16 protein-coding genes and 1 pseudogene are annotated in these 16,771 nt (G+C 65.7%); 13 read left to right on the top strand and 4 right to left on the bottom strand.

Annotated elements, in window-relative coordinates:
- Window positions 1-196: 196 nt before the first annotated feature.
- Window positions 197-403, bottom strand: a pseudogene (locus BT183_RS21275) (DUF488 family protein); the annotation flags it as partial.
- A gap of 489 nt (window positions 404-892) precedes the next feature.
- Between BT183_RS21275 and BT183_RS10305 the strand changes: the two are divergent.
- From BT183_RS10305 to BT183_RS10295, 3 genes are all read left to right on the top strand, one after another.
- Window positions 893-1,822, top strand: coding sequence for an SDR family oxidoreductase (locus tag BT183_RS10305; protein WP_072344563.1), 930 nt, complete (start codon window positions 893-895; stop codon window positions 1,820-1,822).
- A gap of 9 nt (window positions 1,823-1,831) precedes the next feature.
- Entirely contained in the window at window positions 1,832-2,488 is a 657-nt protein-coding gene (locus BT183_RS10300) for a TetR/AcrR family transcriptional regulator (protein ID WP_072342426.1), read from the top strand.
- A gap of 90 nt (window positions 2,489-2,578) precedes the next feature.
- Entirely contained in the window at window positions 2,579-2,857 is a 279-nt protein-coding gene (locus BT183_RS10295; RefSeq protein ID WP_072342424.1) for a tripartite tricarboxylate transporter permease, read from the top strand.
- A 72-nt stretch (window positions 2,858-2,929) separates the two neighbouring features.
- Here the strand turns inward: BT183_RS10295 and BT183_RS10290 are convergent, their stop codons facing one another.
- The gene (locus BT183_RS10290) at window positions 2,930-4,279 is read right to left on the bottom strand and encodes an FAD/NAD(P)-binding protein (RefSeq protein WP_072342421.1); all 1,350 of its coding nucleotides are present in this window, start codon (window positions 4,277-4,279) and stop codon (window positions 2,930-2,932) included.
- Window positions 4,280-4,298: 19 nt separating this feature from the next.
- Window positions 4,299-4,745 (bottom strand): RrF2 family transcriptional regulator, encoded by a 447-nt coding sequence (locus BT183_RS10285; RefSeq protein ID WP_072342418.1) that lies wholly within the window; start codon window positions 4,743-4,745, stop codon window positions 4,299-4,301.
- A gap of 318 nt (window positions 4,746-5,063) precedes the next feature.
- Between BT183_RS10285 and BT183_RS20495 the strand changes: the two genes are divergently transcribed.
- The 10 genes from BT183_RS20495 (at window position 5,064) to BT183_RS10225 (ending at window position 15,490) form a co-directional block, all read left to right on the top strand.
- Window positions 5,064-5,279, top strand: a complete 216-nt coding sequence (locus BT183_RS20495) for a hypothetical protein (protein ID WP_143145760.1) — start codon at window positions 5,064-5,066, stop codon at window positions 5,277-5,279.
- On the top strand, window positions 5,276-5,887 hold the full coding sequence (locus BT183_RS10275) for an NAD(P)H-dependent oxidoreductase (RefSeq protein ID WP_072342411.1): 612 nt from the start codon (window positions 5,276-5,278) through the stop codon (window positions 5,885-5,887). The genes BT183_RS20495 and BT183_RS10275 overlap by 4 nt, the downstream gene beginning before the upstream one ends.
- Window positions 5,888-5,938: 51 nt before the next feature.
- On the top strand, window positions 5,939-7,429 hold the full coding sequence (locus BT183_RS10270; protein WP_244545302.1) for an NAD(P)-binding domain-containing protein: 1,491 nt from the start codon (window positions 5,939-5,941) through the stop codon (window positions 7,427-7,429).
- Between the two features lie 147 nt (window positions 7,430-7,576).
- Window positions 7,577-9,130, top strand: a complete 1,554-nt coding sequence (locus tag BT183_RS10265; protein ID WP_072342405.1) for an ABC transporter substrate-binding protein — start codon at window positions 7,577-7,579, stop codon at window positions 9,128-9,130.
- A gap of 2 nt (window positions 9,131-9,132) precedes the next feature.
- Window positions 9,133-10,065 (top strand): ABC transporter permease, encoded by a 933-nt coding sequence (locus BT183_RS10260; protein ID WP_072342402.1) that lies wholly within the window; start codon window positions 9,133-9,135, stop codon window positions 10,063-10,065.
- The gene (locus BT183_RS10255; protein ID WP_072342399.1) at window positions 10,065-10,931 is read left to right on the top strand and encodes an ABC transporter permease; all 867 of its coding nucleotides are present in this window, start codon (window positions 10,065-10,067) and stop codon (window positions 10,929-10,931) included. Before BT183_RS10260 ends, BT183_RS10255 begins: the two co-directional genes overlap by 1 nt.
- On the top strand, window positions 10,928-11,929 hold the full coding sequence (locus tag BT183_RS20245) for an ABC transporter ATP-binding protein (protein ID WP_084603439.1): 1,002 nt from the start codon (window positions 10,928-10,930) through the stop codon (window positions 11,927-11,929). Before BT183_RS10255 ends, BT183_RS20245 begins: the two co-directional genes overlap by 4 nt.
- Window positions 11,926-12,876, top strand: coding sequence for an ABC transporter ATP-binding protein (locus tag BT183_RS10235; protein ID WP_072342396.1), 951 nt, complete (start codon window positions 11,926-11,928; stop codon window positions 12,874-12,876). Before BT183_RS20245 ends, BT183_RS10235 begins: the two co-directional genes overlap by 4 nt.
- Window positions 12,873-13,949 carry an alpha/beta hydrolase family protein gene (locus BT183_RS10230; protein ID WP_072342393.1) on the top strand — a complete coding sequence of 359 codons (1,077 nt, stop codon included), beginning with the start codon at window positions 12,873-12,875 and terminating at the stop codon, window positions 13,947-13,949. Before BT183_RS10235 ends, BT183_RS10230 begins: the two co-directional genes overlap by 4 nt.
- Window positions 13,946-15,490, top strand: a complete 1,545-nt coding sequence (locus BT183_RS10225; protein ID WP_143145759.1) for an FAD-dependent oxidoreductase — start codon at window positions 13,946-13,948, stop codon at window positions 15,488-15,490. The genes BT183_RS10230 and BT183_RS10225 overlap by 4 nt, the downstream gene beginning before the upstream one ends.
- A gap of 298 nt (window positions 15,491-15,788) precedes the next feature.
- On the opposite strand, the gene BT183_RS10220 is transcribed toward BT183_RS10225, so the two are convergent.
- Window positions 15,789-16,493, bottom strand: a complete 705-nt coding sequence (locus BT183_RS10220) for a DUF1684 domain-containing protein (RefSeq protein ID WP_244545301.1) — start codon at window positions 16,491-16,493, stop codon at window positions 15,789-15,791.
- Window positions 16,494-16,771: the final 278 nt, after the last annotated feature.

Here is a 16,771-nt window from a genome sequence, read left to right as displayed (position 1 = left end):
GGCCGCTTTCAGGAGATTGACGATCGATTTGGAAAGGCTGGAAAGAGGGCGCATTGCCGGCCGACCGGTGCTACTTGTCCCTCATGCGTCAGGCGTCAGGTCTGCAAAACCGACATTGACGAAAAGGTCTGTGACTGTGGCTGTGGGCAGTGCGGCCGGAACGAGGAGAGAGCCATGACAGCCACTCGGTTCGCGTTCAAAGCAGAGCAGGGCGGTTCGGTGGCGCTGGGCCAGATCCTAAAGCTGCGAGTCGAGCCGCGTGAACCGACGCCAATCTTGCGTGGTCATGCTTGCGGGCAGCTCCCCGTCCTTCCGGGGGCGTGCCGAGTGCCTTGAGATGAATGTAATCGATGTCCGCCGCGCGAAGACCTCGGGCTAGAATCTCCTTGGAAAGCCCAGACGACTCGAAAGTGGGACGGCGCGGATACTGCGAGCAGTTCGACGCTCGCTCGTTTCAGCGTCGCGATGACTTCGGCCTGTGCTGCGCCTGGTAGCCGATGGTGAAGACGTCCCTTGTTTCTCTAGCGTGAGAGTTTGCGCGCCAATTCGGTGAAGGGGCACACATCAGCCTCAAACGGAACGTGCCGACGCCGAAACGATGTAGCAGGCAGGCATTCGGGCGCAATGATGGGATCCATGCGGAAGTGACGAAAGTCTGTCTGCGCCTTGTCCCACCCAACCAGTTACCATAACGGCGGCAAAAATCAGCCTCGCCTGCGGCTCAGCCTCGCCCGTCGATATCAGCGAAGTCCAGACCGGCCTGACGCCTGTACGACACCTCAAAATCTGTCGAGCTCCCAATCTGGATTCACGCCGCCGGAAAACCAAAGCTTGACAGAAGACCGGCGGTCTCCTATTTAGAGACTACTGGTTTCTTATGAGGATGCGCAGCATGACCTACTCCGAACGTGACATTCCCGATCTCTCCGGTAAGACTGCAGTTGTTACCGGCGCCACCGGCGGCCTGGGTTACGAGACCGCGCGCATGCTGGCCGTGCACGGCGCCCGCGTCATCCTCGCCGGCCGAAATGCCGAAAAAGGCAGAAAGGCCATTAGCGACATTCGCACCGTTGCAGCCAATGCCGACATCGCCTTCGAACTGGTCGACCTTGGTAGCCTCGCCTCGGTCGCGGCACTCAGCGACCGGCTGATATCAGCGGGCGAGCCGCTCGACATCCTGGTCAACAATGCAGGCGTCATGACACCACCCACCCGCAAGATCACGAGCGACGGCTTCGAACTGCAGTTCGGCACGAATTACCTGTCACACTTTGCGCTAACCGCTCGTCTGCTTCCGCTGCTGCGGGCGTCGCCCAACGCACGCGTCGTGTCGCTGTCGAGCGTTGCCGCCCGGCAGGGAAAGATAGACTTGAGCAACCTGCAGTCGGAGCCTTACACGCCGATGGTGGCCTACGGCCAATCCAAGCTGGCCTGCCTGATGTTCGCCTTTGAGCTGCAGCGTCGCAGCCAAGCAAACAACTGGGGCGTTACGAGCCTAGCTGCCCATCCGGGCGTCGCGCGCACCGACCTTATCGTCAACGGTATGGGCGAGCAGAACCCAGCGGCCTTTGCGCGACGATACCTGACATTCCTGTTCGCACCCGTGCCGCAAGCTGCCCTGCCGACGCTATTTGCCGCCACCGCAGCTGATGCCGTCCCCGGCGCCTATTATGGCCCGAAGGGCCTCATGGAAGTGAGAGGCAAGGTGGGCGTCGCAACCACGCCCAACGCAGCACTCGACGTCGCCTTAGCGCAACGCCTCTGGGATGAGACGGAGAAACTGACGGGCGTCCCCTTCCCGGGGACGGTCCGCGCGGCTTAGACTGGCGGCATGACCCTCGCCCAATCCTTCCAGCGTGCTCGACAGCCCGAACAGATCACGCTCCGCCGCAAGCAACTGCTTGCGGCGGCCGCCGAACTGTTTGATGCCGAGGGGCCGTCCGGGGCCGGCCTCAATGCGATCGCTGCCAAGGCCGGCTTCACCAAGTCCAATGTCTATCGCTATTTCGAAAGCCGCGAGCAGGTCCTGCTCGAGCTGTTCCGCGACGAATTCGTGAAACTGGTGGACGCCATGGAAGCTACCATCGGCGCCCAGCCCAGCGGCGACGTGCCGGCCCTGGCTGAAGCCATCAGCACGACTTTCCTTGCGCATCCAAGGTGCTGCGCTTTGATCGCTATCCTGACCACCACTCTTGAGCAGAATGTCTCGGAAGACACCATTGCCGCGACCAAGCTGCACATGAATGCGCAGACCGCGAGGATTATTGCGGCGCTGACCGCGCGCCTGCCCGGCACCACGCCGGCCGATTGCGGCTGGGCAATTGCCATGATCGGCACCCTGCTTGTCGGTATGTGGCCGAATGCTAACCCGCCCCCGGCCGCCCGGGCCGTGCTGGCCCGGCCCGAGTTCAAGCATGTCCGCATGGATCTGTCGCGCGACCTCAAGAGGGCCGCGCAGGCGCTGCTGCAGTCGATCGCCTGGTCGTAGCGCCGTACAGCCCCCCTCGACGCATTGCGCAGCGCGATCGTCATCACGAGACCCAGGACAAACACGCGCATTGGCACCGCACGTAATCTGATGCACGGCATCTATGCCGGCCCCTCCACCGTCATCATCTTCATCTGCGTCGGGGTCTATTCGCTCACCTACAGCTTCACCGATGTCGTGCTGGTGCTCGGCTTCGGGCTCCTGGGCTACGGCCTGAAGCTGGCCGGCTACGAGCCCGCGCCGCTGCTGATCGGCTTCATCCTCGGCCCGCTGATCGAGGAATATCTGCGCCGGGCGATGCTTCTGGCGCGGGGCGATTTCCTCACCATCCTGCAGCGCATGCCGATCTTCGCCCCACCGTGCTTTTAGGGCTCACCCAGGGCCAGCCGGCCGGCAAGATCATCGTGCGGGCAGACAGCGAATTCTTCCGCGTCGGCGATCTCAAGGGGCATCGCTTCGGCACTTGAGGCGTTCGGCGAGGAGGGATGCCTGGACGCGGATGTCGGGCATGGCCTCGATCTCGAAGAAGGTGCCGCGGGTCAAGGGCCCCAGCGCGAAGACGCGGGCGGATGCCACACCGTCGCGATCGACGACCGCGAGGTCGGGGGTCACATCCATCCCGATCCGCAGCGCATCGGGACGCGCGCTGCCCCTTGCGATCAGCGCGGTGACCAGCGGGTTGGAGCTCTGCGTCACATCCACCGAGACCCCGCCGCAATCATAGATGCGGTCGATATCGCGCGAGAGGGTGCGCGTTTCGCCCTTGGGCCGATACTGCATGCGCGCCCTGGTGCCCACTGCTTCCACACCGATGAATTCGGCGGCCAAAAGGCGGATGCGGCCGGTTTCGACCGCTGCGCCGAGGCGGGCATGGATATCGGGCGGAATGCGGTGGCGATGGATGTTCCAGAACGGCCGCACATGGCGCAGGAAGCGGCGGCGCGCCTCCACCGTCCAGCCCTGCCAGATGCGCTGGTTGAAGGGCCGCAGCGCATCGACCACCGAGCGCCAGTCGCCGCCGCGCTGCTCGACCTCGATGCACAAGGCGCGGAACCAGCGGGTGAAATAGCCGGTATCGGTGCCGAACGGCACATCGGCGGCTTCGAGCGGAATGGGCGTGACCTGGCGATGCGCCTGGGGCAGCAGCCCGCGCCGCGAGAGCACGGTCACCGGACCGCGGTGGCCGGAATGATCGAGGCGCAGCCAGGCATCGACCATCGAGAGGCCCGAGCCGAGGATGACGACCTCCGCCTCGGGGTCGAGATCGGTATCGGCGTCGGACCCGACGCGGACGGCGACGCCATTGGCCCGTGGCGGCTTTTCCTCATGGCCCACGCAGATCACAGCCACCTGGCCCACGAGGCTCGTGCCATTGTCGAGCGCGACCTCGACGCCGCGTCCGCTCGTCACGAGGTCGACGGCGCTCGCCTTGGCAAGCGTCAGCCGCCCGTCATTGGCCGCAAGGGCAGGCGCAACGAGGCTCCACAGATACTGCCCATAGAGGCGGCGGGGCACGAAGGTGAAGCGCTCGGAGGGACCGATCAGCCCGCGCTCGACGAGCCAGTCGAAAAAATGCTCAGGCCGGTCGGGAAAGGCGCTCATGCCCTGGGCCGGCACGTTGAGCACATGCTCGCGCTGGCGGGCCGAATAGGCGACGCCTTCGCCCACCCGGTCGCGGCGCTCGACAAGGGTGACGCGGATGGGGCGGGTCACATCCTCGAGCAGTTGGGCTGCCAGCGTGACCCCGCTGGCGCCACCACCCACGATGATGACAGAGAGCGCGGCCGTCACGCCCGAAACTCCCGGCCGTTCAGGCGGGGCGGCGCAGGTCGCGCAGCAGCCCGAGATCGTTGGCGCGCATCGAGGCCAGCGATGTGTTGTCGAGCACCTGCGCCACCGAATTGCGCACCTCGAGCATGATGCGCCGCACCTGGCAGGTCTCGAGATTGCAATCCTCGCAGGGCTCGAACCGGGTGTGGCTGGCGCAGGGAATGGGCGCGAGCGGCCCGTCGAGCACGCGCACGATGGAGCCCACCATGATCTGTTCGGCCGGCCGGGCAAGACGGTAGCCGCCGGCCTTGCCCTTGCGGGTCAGCACCAGACCCGCGTTGCGCAGCTCGCCAAGGATCGCATCGAGAAACTTTTTCGAGATGGTGTTGGCCGCCGCGATATCGGCCGACATCGCCAGCTCGCCCGGCGGAAGGCCGGCGAGGTGCACCATCGCCTTCAGCCCGTATTTTCCCTTTGCGGTCAGCATGCGCCAATTCAATCCAGCAAAGCATCGATCGGCACCTCATATATTCTATTGAGCCGGTCTACAACGACATGCGGGGCGTGATGGTGTCGCAGCATGCCGGGGGAGGATTTTCCACGGCATCGCCGCGCAACGCAACAGCAATACTCGACTTAGTCACTAGATATTATAAAGATTACGCCGTCGGTCGGCATCCGAGCGACTTGGCGGTTCCCTGTCCGCCAGCGCCGATCCCGTCGCGTCTTCCCTCCTCCCTTGGGCGCGACGGGACCTGCGGCCGCCAAAGCCGAGCGTTCACAGCCCCGCAGTGGAGATCACGATATGAACCGTGCCAGTCCCGAGCCTTCGCTGTCCAGCCTTGCCGACGCAGACGACACTACCGGCCCCGGTATCCGTATCGCGCGGGAGCGGCACTGGCGGTTGCTGCCCGAAGAGCGGCAGCATCTGATCCTTGATGGCCGCTGGCCCGAACATGATCTCGACCACGCCGGTAGCGCCGCTCTTTTCAGCGCCTCGGAAAGGCGTCGGCACAGATGACGGTGCTCTCCCTGTTCGATCCCTCGGCGATCCCGCCATCCCGACCACGCGTGGCGGCCTTGAGCGGCAATATTTCACGGCCGTCGCGGGGCCGCGCGCTGGCAGGTGAACTGGGCCGGCGCGTCGCCGGCGCCGTCCGTGGGGAACTCGAGCAGTTCGACCTTGTCGATGCCGGCCAGGACCTCGGACTTGCGCGGACGCGCTCCGAACTCTCTCCTGCGGGCCTCTCCATCCTGCAGGCCATGGAAGCCGCCGATCTAGTCATCGTGTCGGTCCCTGTCCTGCGCGGCGGCTATCCGGGCCTCTTCAAACACCTGATCGACTTCCTCGATCCCGAGGCGATGCACGCCCGGCCGGTCATTCTGGGAGCAACGAGTACATCGCCTCAAGATGCCGGGCTGATCGAGCATCAGCTCGTTCCGCTGTTCCAGTGGCTGGGCGCGACCATCGTGCCCGAGACGGTGTTCGCCCAGGACCGCAGCTTTCTCGACTTTCGCCAGATCGACCCTGACGTCGACCGGCGCATCGCTATGGCCAGCGCGCATGCCGCACGTCTTCTGCAGGCCGGTCAGCGCAGATCGGCGTCACGGCAGCGCGACACGGCCTGACGCAGGGTCAGGCCGGGCGAGGTTCAACCGGGCGAAAAAAGAGGGACGATGATGGCTGAAGCCGAGACGAGCGCTGGCGACCTGCGCAGTTGGGTGCCTGACAGGCCCGGCATAGATCACAATGTGGTGGTGGTGGGCGGCGGCCAGAATGGCTGTGCATTCGCGTTCGCCTTGTCGCGCTCGGGCATCGGCAAGGTCTCGATCATCGACGCGGCTCCCGATGCCGATCATGCCGGCGTATGGTTGACGCGGGCTCGCATGCGCAGGCTGCGGACACCCAAGGCGGTCTCGGGCCCCGAACTCGGCGTCAGGGAGCTGAGCTTCCAGTCCTGGTACGAGGCCACCCGCGGCGCTGCGGCCTATGACGTGTTCGATCGCATTTCCCGGACCGACTGGGCCGACTATCTCTCCTGGTATCGCACGACGCTCGGCCTGCCGGTTCGCTATGGCACGCGCCTCGTCCGTATCGAGCCCGACGGCGCCTTCTTTCGCCTGCACCTGGTCGAAGGCGACCGGCCGGTTGTCGAGACCGCGCGCAAGATCATTCTGGCCAATGGCGTCGCCGGCAGCGGCGGCCCCTCCATCCCTCCGGTCCTCTCGACGCTGCCCCGCAGCCATCTCGCACATACCGCCGATGCGATCGATTTCGACCGGCTGGCCGGCAAGTCCGTTGCCGTGGTCGGAGCCGCGGCATCGGCCTTCGACGCGGCCGCTGTCGCGCTCGAAAGCGGCGCCGCCAATGTGCACCTGTTTGTCCGGCGCGACCACATTTCCAGCCTGCCGGTCTATCGCAACCGCTTTTATCCCGGCGCCTTCGAGCACTACTCCAACCTGCCCGACGCAGTGCGCTGGCGGCAGGCGCTGCTCGGGCGGGATGCGGGATCGACGCCGCCGGCGGAATCGATCGACCGTGTCACGCGCCACCGCAATTTTCACCTGCATCTTTCCGCGCCATGGTCGAGCGCCATCGTGCGCAACGACAGGGTCGAGGCCGGAGTAAACGGGGAAACCTTCGCCTTCGATTTCGTCATTGCCGGCACGGGCTATTTCACCGATCTCTCGGCACGGCCCGAACTGGCCGACATCGTCCAGCACATCCGCCTGTGGCGAGACCAGTATGTCCCGCCCGAGGGCGCGGCTTATGAGGAGGGCGGGGCCCATCCCTATCTGGGCCTGGCCCACGAGTTCCTCGAAAAGACGCCGGGTACAGCGCCGTATCTGCGCAACATCCACGCCTATAATCCGGGCGCCTATGTCAGCTTCGGCCTGCCCACCGGGGATATCTGGACGATGCGCCGCGACGTTCCCATCATCACCAAGCGCATCGGGCTCGACCTCTTCCTCGATGACGTCGCCCATCACGATGCCAGGATGCTTGCGCCGCTCTCCCCGGAGTTCGGCATCGAGCGCTACGCATCCGCCATCTGGCGCGGCCGACAGCCGATCCTGGGTGAAGGGAATGCAGAGCCTGCCGACGTGCAGCCCCGTGCCGAAACAGGGAGCGCCGTGCCGGCCGTCGCGAAATCGCGGTCGCGATCCTGACGACTCGTCACGAAGGGGACGCGCTTTGCTCAGGCTGTGCGATAGGCAAAATAATTTATCCCTAAAATAGATCGACTTAATGGTCATTAAGCCGCAGTCTCACGGCCAACAGAGAGCCCTCGGCTCTCGATTTTGGGGTGAGCTTTCATGAAGACGCACATCAAACGGTGGCAGCTGGCGCTGGCCGCCATCCTCCTGACCTCGGTCGCGATCCTGCCGGCAGGGGCGCGCGACCTTAACGTGGCGATCAATGCCGATCCCTCGCAGGTCGACCCGATCACGCTATCCGAGCTGATCTCGGGCGACATCCTCAAGAACGTCTATCAGGGCTTCACCGATACCGACGCGGAAGGCAATGTCGTCCCGCTGCTGGCTACGAGCTGGGAAGCCCATGAGGATGGGCTGGGCTTCACCTTCCGATTGCGCGAAGGCGTAAAGTTCCACACCGGCAACGTCTTTGGCGCCCGGGACGTGAAGGCGACCTTCGAGCAGCTGCTCATTCCGGGCAACAAGGGCGGAGGGGCGAGCCAGTATCTCAATCGCATCGTCGGGGCCGAGGCCGTCAAGGCCGGCACCACGACCGACCTCGAGGGCGTCAAGGTCGTGGACGACCTGACCGTCGAGGTTCGGTTCACCGAGCCCGAAGTGCTGTTTCCGATCTATCCCTTCAACTTCTTCGACGCGAGCCTCGTGGGCGAGGCGGGCAGCAATTTCTTTGCCGAGAATTCGGGTGGAACCGGCCCGTTCCGGTTCGTCGAATGGAAGCGCGGCGAGCAGGTGGAGCTGGACGCCTTTGCCGATTACTGGGGCGGCGCGCCGGCCATCGACGGCGTAACCTTCAAGATCGTGCCCGAGGAAACCACCCAGCTTGCGCTCTACGAGACGGGCGAGCTCGACGTGCTCTACCTCTCGGCCGCAACGGGCCGGCGCGTGCTGCGCGATCCGCAATATGCAGACCAGCTCCAGAGCGCCACGGCAGCCCAGATCAACTATCTGGGCTTCAACGCTGCGCTCTACGAACCCTTCAGGGACAAGCGCGTGCGCGAGGCCTTCTCGATCGCTCTTGATCGTGAGGCCCTGGTCAACGGCCTGTTCGGGGGCGCCGCACAGCCGCTCTATGGCCAGATTTCGCCCGGCGTCGGCGGTTATGATCCGGAATTTCCGGCCATCCCGCACGATCCCGAACGCGCCAAGCAGTTGATCGCGGAGGCCGGATATGCCGATGGCCTGCCGCCGCTCACGCTTGGCAGCCTTGAAAGCAGCCGTACGGAAGCCACTTATTTCGCCGATCTCTACAGCCAGCTGTTCAATGTCGAGGTCACGCTCCAGACCCAGGAGCGGGCGACCTTCATCCGCGCGCTTAATGCGAAGGAAGTGCCCTTCTTCCATTTCGGCTGGACGGCGGGCTATCCGGACGCGCTCTATTTCCTCTCCCAGGTCTGGTACTCCAAGAGCCCCTATAACCGCACCGGCTACAGCAATCCCGATTTCGATGCGCTGATCGAAAAAGCCACCGCGACCACCGACCCGCAGGAGCGCTACGCGCTCTATCATGAGGCCGAGCGCCTGCTCGTGCTCGAAGACTGGGGCACCAGCGGCACCTATGTCCGTACCCAGCTTGCTCTGGTGAAGCCCAGCGTCAAGGGTGTCACGCTGACCCCCTTCCGCTTCCAGCCCTATGCCGACGTGACGATCGACTAGGCATGTCGCAATACCTCGCCCGCAGGATCGCGTCGTTCGTCGCGATGATCGCAGTTGCGGTCATCGCGACCTTCATCGCCAACCGGTTCGTCCCGGGCGATCCCGTGCTGGTCATGCTGGGCGACCAGAGCTCCAACCTCGACCTCGCCGCGAGGCTGCGCGCCGATTACGGGCTGGACCTGCCGCTGCATGAGCAGTTCGTGCGCTATGTCACCGGCCTCCTGCGCGGCGATCTCGGCCTGTCCTTCCGCTTTCCCGGCGTTCCGGTCGGCGAAGTCATCGCCGATGGGCTGCGCATCAGTCCGGTGATCGGGCTTGCGGCGCTCGTGCTCTCCCTGACCCTGGGTACGCTGCTGGGGGCCATCGCTGCGGTGCGGGCCGGCAGCCTTGTCGATACCGGCCTAATGTTCGTCGTGGTGATCGGGCTCAGCGTTCCGGGCTTCGTGGTGGCCACAGGGCTGGTCTGGCTGCTGAGCGTCAGGCTGGGCTGGCTGCCTGTGGCCGGGTGGGGAACGCCGCAGCAGGCGATCCTGCCTATAATCGTCGCCGCCATCGGACCCATCGCCTATTTCGCGCGGCTGACGCGAACGTTCCTCCTTGAAACGCTGGGCCAGGACTATGTCCGCACGGCGCGCGCCAAGGGGGTGCCGGAGCGTGGCGTGGTTCTCCACCATGCGCTGCGCAATGCCACGGTGCCGTTGCTGACGGTGGCCGGCATCATGATGGGCGGGCTCATCACCGGCACCATCGTCGTGGAGAACATCTTCAACATCCAGGGTCTCGGGCGGATCGCTGTGACCTCGATAGCGGCACGCGACTATCCGGTGACGATGGGCATCGTGCTGCTTTTCACCCTGTTTTACGGCACCATAAACCTGCTCGTCGACATCGCCTATGTGCTGGTCGACCCGCGCATCCGGCTGGCGGTATCCTGATGAGCCATGCCCCCCTTGCAGCAGGCGCCCCGGGAGCGCGCATCCCTGGCCGGCTTCTGCGCAGTCCGAGCGCCGTCATAGGCAGCGTCATGGTGGTGTTCATAGTCCTTGTGGCGGTGTTCGCCCACTGGCTGGCACCGCATAGCTATACCCGCACCGACCTGTTCATGAGCTGGTCCCTGCCCGATGCGCGTTACCTTCTGGGGGGAGATGCCGTCGGCCGGGACATTCTTTCGCGGCTTCTGGTGGGCGCACAAGTGTCCCTCACCATCGCTTTCTCCGTGCTGACCATCGTCCTGATCGTCGGCACGGTGCTCGGCACCATAGCCGGCTGGCATGGCGGCTGGGCGGACGGGCTGATCACGCGGGCAACAGACCTCACGCTTGCCTTTCCCGAGCTGATCATCGCCATCATCGTCGCAGCGATCATGGGGCCGGGGGTGCCGGCGGTGATCGTGGCGCTCTCGCTGGTGGGCTGGACAGGCATTGCCCGCATCGTGCGCTCGCTCACCCTGTCGCTCAGGAACGAGGCCTTCGTCGAGGCAGCCATGGCCGCTGGGACGCGCCCCGCGGCCATCATCGTGTTCCACCTCCTGCCCAACATGGTGCCGGCGCTGGTGGTGCGCGCCACCGCAGGCATCGGCTTCATCATCATGGAGGAAGCCACCCTGAGCTTCCTCGGGCTCGGCGTGCAGGAGCCCCAGCCGACCTGGGGCGGCATGATCCGTGATGGCTTGCCGGCGCTGCGCACCGAGCCCTGGATGGCCATGGCTGCCAGCGCCGCGCTCGCCTTCACCATCGTCGGCTTCAATCTGTTCGGTGATGGATTGCGCGATGCCCTCGATCCGCGCGGGGCCCGGCGATGACCATCCCCGTCGACCTTCATGAGGCGCTGACCATCGAAGACCTGCGCGTCGGCATCGGGCGTGGCCGGGACCGCGTCGAACTGCTCGACGGCATTTCGCTCTCGCTGCGACGCGGCGAGATCCTCGCGCTTGTCGGCGAAAGCGGCTCCGGCAAGTCGATGACGGCGTTGGCCGCGGCGCGGCTTCTGCCTCCGGGGGCGGAATTGGGCGCGCGGCGCCTCGTCGTCGGGGGCGCCGATGTTGCGTCTGCCGGGGGCGCAGCGCTCGATCGCATCAGGGGAAAGAGCTTCGGCTTCGTGTTCCAGGAGCCGATGACCAGCCTCAATCCGCTGCTCACCATCGGCGAGCAGATCGCCGAGCCGATCCGCCTGCACCTGCACCTCGACAGGGCGGCCACGCGGTCTCGGGTGATTGACCTGTTGGGCGCGGTGGGCTTCCCCGCCGCCTCGACACGCCTCGACGATTATCCCCACCAGCTCTCGGGCGGGCAGCGGCAACGCGCCATGATCGCCATGGCCATCGCCTGCAATCCGCCCTTTCTCTTTGCCGACGAGCCGACGACGGCGCTCGACGTCACGACCCAGGCGCAGGTTCTGACGCTTTTGCGGTCCCTGTGCCGGGAGCGCGGCATGGGCATGCTGTTGATCACCCACGACCTCGGGGTTGTCTCGGCTGTCGCCGACCGCGTTGCCGTGATGTATGCCGGGCGCATCGTGGAGACGGGACCGGCGGCCGCGGTCCTCGCAGCACCGCACCACCCTTATGCCGACGCGTTGCGGCGCGCCCTGCCGCGCGTGTCGGCCAAAGTGGCACGCCTCGAGGCGCTCGAGGGCCAGCCGCCATCTCCGCGCGCCTTTCCCACCGGGTGCCGCTTTCACCCCCGGTGCGCACGCGCCACGGCCCGCTGCAGGACGAGCGTGCCCGCGCTTGTGCCTTCCGGCCTCAGGACCGTCGCCTGCTTCAATCCGATCGCAGAGACCAAGGAGACCGCCCCATGAGCGATCCCGTCCTGACCCTCGATCGGGTCTCGCGCGACTATGTGCGGGCTGGCAGGCGCCTTGCGGCGGTGGATGAGGTGGACCTCGTCGTCCATCGCGGCAAGACGCTGGGCATCGTGGGAGAATCGGGCTGTGGCAAGTCGACGCTCGCGCGGCTGGCCCTGCATCTTGTTCCCCCCTCATCGGGCCGCGTGCTGCGTGAGGGCCAGGATATCGCCCGGCTCGATGCCGGGGCGCTGAGGCGACTGCGCGCGCGCATGCAGATCGTCTTCCAGGACCCCAACGCCTCGCTCAACCCCCGCTGGCGGGTGGGCGCGATCATTGCCGAGCCGCTCAGGGCGCAAGGCTGGAGCCGCCAGAAGCGCCTGGATCGCGTGAGCGAGGTGCTCGATCTGGTGGGATTGCCGCAGGATGCGGTCGATCGTCTTCCCAGCGCCTTCTCAGGCGGCCAGAAGCAGCGGATCGGCATCGCCCGGGCGTTGGCGCCCGAGCCGGACCTGTTGATCTGCGACGAGGCTGTTTCCGCCCTCGACGCCTCTATCCAGGCCCAGATACTCAACCTCCTCACCGACCTGCAGGCACGGCTGGGGCTGACCATGGTGTTCATCTCGCACAATCTCGCCGTGGTGCGTCACGTCAGCCAGCGTGTGGCGGTGATGTATCTGGGGCGGATCGTCGAACTGGCGAGCGAGGCCGATCTCTTCGACCGCCCTCAACACCCGTACACCCGCACCCTGATCGCCGCCGTGCCCGAGCCGGGCCGTCCGCTTCAGGCCGGATCCGTAAGGGGCGAACCGCCCGACGCGCTGGCGCCACCCTCCGGGTGCCATTTCCATCCCCGCTGCCCGCTGGCCCAGAACATCTGCCGGCGGATCAGCCCACCACTCATCGAGGCGGCTTCGGGGCATCTGGCCAGCTGTCACTTTCCGGGAGCATCCGCTTCATGACCCTCATCGAAACCACGCGCTACTGGGCCAAGCCCGGCCAGGCGCAGGCTGTCCGCGACACCCGCATCGCTGCATCCCGCATCAGGGTTGAACTCGGGCTGCCCGCCGGCTCCATCCGCGTCAGGCGCGATGATGGCGACGGACCGGACGTGTCCTGGAGCCAGACCTTCCGGGACGAGGCCAGCCATGCGGCCGACCTGCGCGCCCGCGACCAGAGCGAGGAATTCGCGGCCGTCCGTGCGCGCATGCGCGACCTCATCGATCATTTCGAACGGCATGTGGAAGCCCCGATCGCGGACGAGGACGGCTTCGCACCGGCGCCCGAAATCAACCTCGTGCCCGCGCGCTGCAGCTTCGTCTCGGCCGGCCGGCAACTCGTGGGCTATCTCTACCTGCCGCCGGGCGAGGGCCCGCATCCTGCGGTGGTCTACAGCCATGGCAGCAGTCTCGACCGCGGTTCTGCGGAAGTGGCCTCCCCGGGGGTCGCAGCCAATTTCCTCGCCTGGGGGATCGCGCTGTTCTTCCCCCATCGCCACGGCTATGGCGACTCTCCGGGGCCCTCATGGCGGGAGGAGGTGGCCGAACCGGTCTTTTCGGAAGCCTATAATCGCGGGCTTCTGGCACGCCTCGACCGCGAAAGCGACGATGTGGTGGCCGCCGCCGCCTATCTTCGCAGCCTGCCCGAGATCGATGCCGACCGGATCGCGGTGGCCGGTTCGTCCTTTGGCGGCGTCAACACCCTGTTTGCGGCCGGCAAGGATGCGAGCCTGCGCGCCGCGGTGGAATTTGCCGGGGCCGCGATGAACTGGGATCGCAACCCCATCCTGGCCGAGGCCATGCTCGAGATCGCGCGGCAGCTGACCCCGCCGATCTTTTTTGCCCAGGCGGCCAATGATTTTTCGATCCGGCCCACCATCGAACTCGCCCAGGCCCGGCTCGATGCCGGCAAGCCTGTCGTCTCCCGGATCTATCCCGCCTTCGGCGTCAGACCCATGGAGGGGCACCTGCTCGCCGGACGTGGTCCACAGGTCTGGGGCGAGGACGTGCGTCGGTTCCTGGGGCGCTGGCTGTGACCCTCGTTCTTCCCCCGCCTGTCCGATGGGACAGGGAAGCCGATGTCGTCGTGGTCGGCTGCGGCTATGCAGGCGCCATTGCGGCCATTGCCGCCCATGACGCGGGTGCCGGTGTCATGCTGTTCGAGAAAGGCGATACGCCGGGCGGCATATCGATCTGTTCGGCTGGCGGGGTGCGCGTGGCCCGGAGCCAGTCCGATGCCCTGGCCTATCTCGAGCGCACCAATGGCGGTCGCGCACCCTCGGAATTGCTGGAGGCGCTGGCCGAGGGAATGGTGGCGCTGCCGCAACGGCTCGGGGCACTTGCCGATGCGGTCGGGCTGTCGACGGACTACCGGGCATCGGCGGGGAACTATCCGTTTCCCGGCGGGGACACTTTCGGGTTCGTGACGGTTTCCCCGATCGAAGGGTTCAACGAAAAGCAGCATTATCGGCATGTGAGGGGGGCGGCCGAGGGCGTTCGACTGTTCCACATGCTGGCTCTCAACCTGCAACGGCGTGCCATAGTGCCACAACTGCGCACTCCCGTGACGCGGCTTTTCGCCCAAGATGGCCGCATTGTCGGCGTGCTGGTCGAAACGCCCGGCGGAGCCCAGGCGGTCTTTGCGCGCGGGGGCGTGGTGCTTGCGAGCGGTGGGTTCGAGGGCGCGCCGGATCTGCAGGCCCGGCACTGGCCGGCCCAACCGGTGCTCACAGCGGCCTATCGCGGCAATACCGGAGATGGCATCAGGCTGGCCCAGGCTGCCGGGGCCGATCTCTGGCACATGTATCACTGGCATGGATCTTATGGATTCCGGCATCCGGACCCCGCCTATCCCTTCGGTATCCGCACCAAACGCCTGCCGGACTGGCTGCCGGGCGCGGGTCCGCCATCGGGCGTGCAGATGCCATGGATACTGCTCGACAAGCGCGGGCGCCGCTTCATGAACGAGTACGAGCCCTATCTGCAGGACACGGGCGCCCGGCCGATGGAGCGCTACGACCCGGACCATCAGGATTTCGCCGCGCTCCCGGCTTGGCTGCTGCTCGACAGCGCAGGGCTCGCCAGATGGCCGCTGGGGCGGCCCACATCGCACGAGCCGGGCATCGCCTATGACTGGAGCCCGGACAACAGCGCCGAGATCGCCAATGGCATCCTGACGCTCCTGCCCGACATCGATGCACTCGCCAAAGCCACCGGCATTTCCGTCGCGCGATTGTCAGACACCATCGGCCGCTGGAACGCGGCCTGTGCGCAGGGGCGGGACGAGGACTGGGGTCGTCCGGCAACGAGCATGGTGCCACTGGGCGCCGGCCCCTTCGTGCTCGCGAAGGCTTGGCCGATCGTCTCCAATACCCAAGGTGGTCCTGTGCATGACGCACGCCAGCGTGTGCTCGGACCCGACGGCGACCCCGTCACCGGCCTTTATGCCGCCGGAGAACTGGGGAGCCTGTTTGGCCACCTCTATCTTTCGGGCGGCAACATCGCGGAATGCTTCGTAGGCGGCCAAATCGCCGGTGAGAACGCGGCGCGCGCCGCTGCAGGCCGCAGCGCTGAATAGGCGGTTCTCCTGGATATTTCATCGCTTCGGTCGTCGGGGCCGGACAGTTTCGCACGGTCCCGTTTGAAGACTACGGTCTGTCGCCATTTTGACCGCGGATTGACCCTGCTGAATCCACCTTCATTGAGGCGTCCCCTCGCTAGCGGTGTCCACAGGTGCTGGAGGCTGCTAAAAAAGCCGGATTGGCCGGAACAGCACCGCGATCTAGACTGGAACCGTGAGGGCCGCCACCGCCCTAGGCGATTGACGTGTTGGCTAGCCGGTGAATCCGACCCATCTGCGATTCCGGCGGGTTAAGTCATTCCCAGTCCCCCTGCGGACCTCGCGCAAAGGAATGGCGCATTTCGCCGGCTTCTATCCGGACGCCGAGAATGTTGGTGGGGGGCGGCAGTGGGCAGACGGCATGTTCGGTAAACGAACAGGGAGGATTATAGGCCCTGTTAAAATCGAGCACGATGCTGTCCTCTTTGGGGTGCTCCCCGATGATCTGGCCACCCTGCACCGTCTGGGTCGCACCTGGGCTGCCGACCATCACTTGCCCGGCGTGACCATGCAAGCTGACGTGCGTGCCGCCGACAGCCTTGAGCGCCTCAACCGGCTTACCATCGATTAGGCCCAGCCGCGGGTCATCCATAGTGTCCCCAAGTAAGCGGTCCATCTGTACACGGACTTGAGACCTGAGCTTGTCGAAAATGCGGGCGATGGGGGAGTTGCCCGGAGCGCCAAATTCCTTGAAGGCCTGTTCGACCTCAACTTGCAAGGCTTCGAGTGGCGCTCGTAGAGCATCGACATATATGCGAGCCTGAGCGCCCTCAACGGCCGCCACAGTGCGAGCCGCATCAAGGCATATCTCTCGGAAGCCTTCCTCGGCAATCTGCTGCTCGGCGCGCAGGTGCGCTCCGCTGTTAAGCCTCCCGACGCGAATCGCCTCAAACATGGCCTGTTGGCCACGCTCCCGTACCTCGGCGAGCTTGCGCACGCCGGCCCGGCTCGCGGCTGCCACCACTTGCTCCCGAACGGCCACGTCCCAATCCACCCCGACTGCGGACAGCATATTCAACCCATCGCCTGATGCAAAGATTGGCGAGCAACGCGAGGCCGTCAGCGGCAGCTTGGGTGGCGTCCGCCCTGGCCGAAGTCCGAGCGGTTCCATACGGGGCCGTCACTCGCCCGAGTGATGGGCGGCATTGCCCGCTCCACAAATTCCCGCCGAATCCCGGCTGATCCCGGTCAATCGTTCGGAAGCGTCCATCGCCGAACATGGCCGAACACTGCACAGCC

It is taken from the genome of Devosia enhydra, from assembly GCF_900119845.1.
Taxonomy (GTDB): domain Bacteria; phylum Pseudomonadota; class Alphaproteobacteria; order Rhizobiales; family Devosiaceae; genus FPKU01.
This window is presented reverse-complemented; position numbering and strand designations above follow the sequence as displayed.

Bases quoted from the DNA above. Each gene is read 5' to 3' on its own strand.
- BT183_RS10230 (WP_072342393.1), top strand. From the start codon at position 12,873: ATGACCCTCATCGAAACCACGCGCTACTGGGCCAAGCCCGGCCAGGCG.
- BT183_RS10235 (WP_072342396.1), top strand. From the start codon at position 11,926: ATGAGCGATCCCGTCCTGACCCTCGATCGGGTCTCGCGCGACTATGTG.
- BT183_RS20245 (WP_084603439.1), top strand. From the start codon at position 10,928: ATGACCATCCCCGTCGACCTTCATGAGGCGCTGACCATCGAAGACCTG.
- BT183_RS10260 (WP_072342402.1), top strand. From the start codon at position 9,133: ATGTCGCAATACCTCGCCCGCAGGATCGCGTCGTTCGTCGCGATGATC.
- BT183_RS10305 (WP_072344563.1), top strand. From the start codon at position 893: ATGACCTACTCCGAACGTGACATTCCCGATCTCTCCGGTAAGACTGCA.
- BT183_RS10295 (WP_072342424.1), top strand. From the start codon at position 2,579: ATGCACGGCATCTATGCCGGCCCCTCCACCGTCATCATCTTCATCTGC.
- BT183_RS10275 (WP_072342411.1), top strand. From the start codon at position 5,276: ATGACGGTGCTCTCCCTGTTCGATCCCTCGGCGATCCCGCCATCCCGA.
- BT183_RS10255 (WP_072342399.1), top strand. From the start codon at position 10,065: ATGAGCCATGCCCCCCTTGCAGCAGGCGCCCCGGGAGCGCGCATCCCT.
- BT183_RS10285 (WP_072342418.1), bottom strand. From the start codon at position 4,745: ATGCTGACCGCAAAGGGAAAATACGGGCTGAAGGCGATGGTGCACCTC.
- BT183_RS10265 (WP_072342405.1), top strand. From the start codon at position 7,577: ATGAAGACGCACATCAAACGGTGGCAGCTGGCGCTGGCCGCCATCCTC.
- BT183_RS10270 (WP_244545302.1), top strand. From the start codon at position 5,939: ATGGCTGAAGCCGAGACGAGCGCTGGCGACCTGCGCAGTTGGGTGCCT.
- BT183_RS10300 (WP_072342426.1), top strand. From the start codon at position 1,832: ATGACCCTCGCCCAATCCTTCCAGCGTGCTCGACAGCCCGAACAGATC.
- BT183_RS20495 (WP_143145760.1), top strand. From the start codon at position 5,064: ATGAACCGTGCCAGTCCCGAGCCTTCGCTGTCCAGCCTTGCCGACGCA.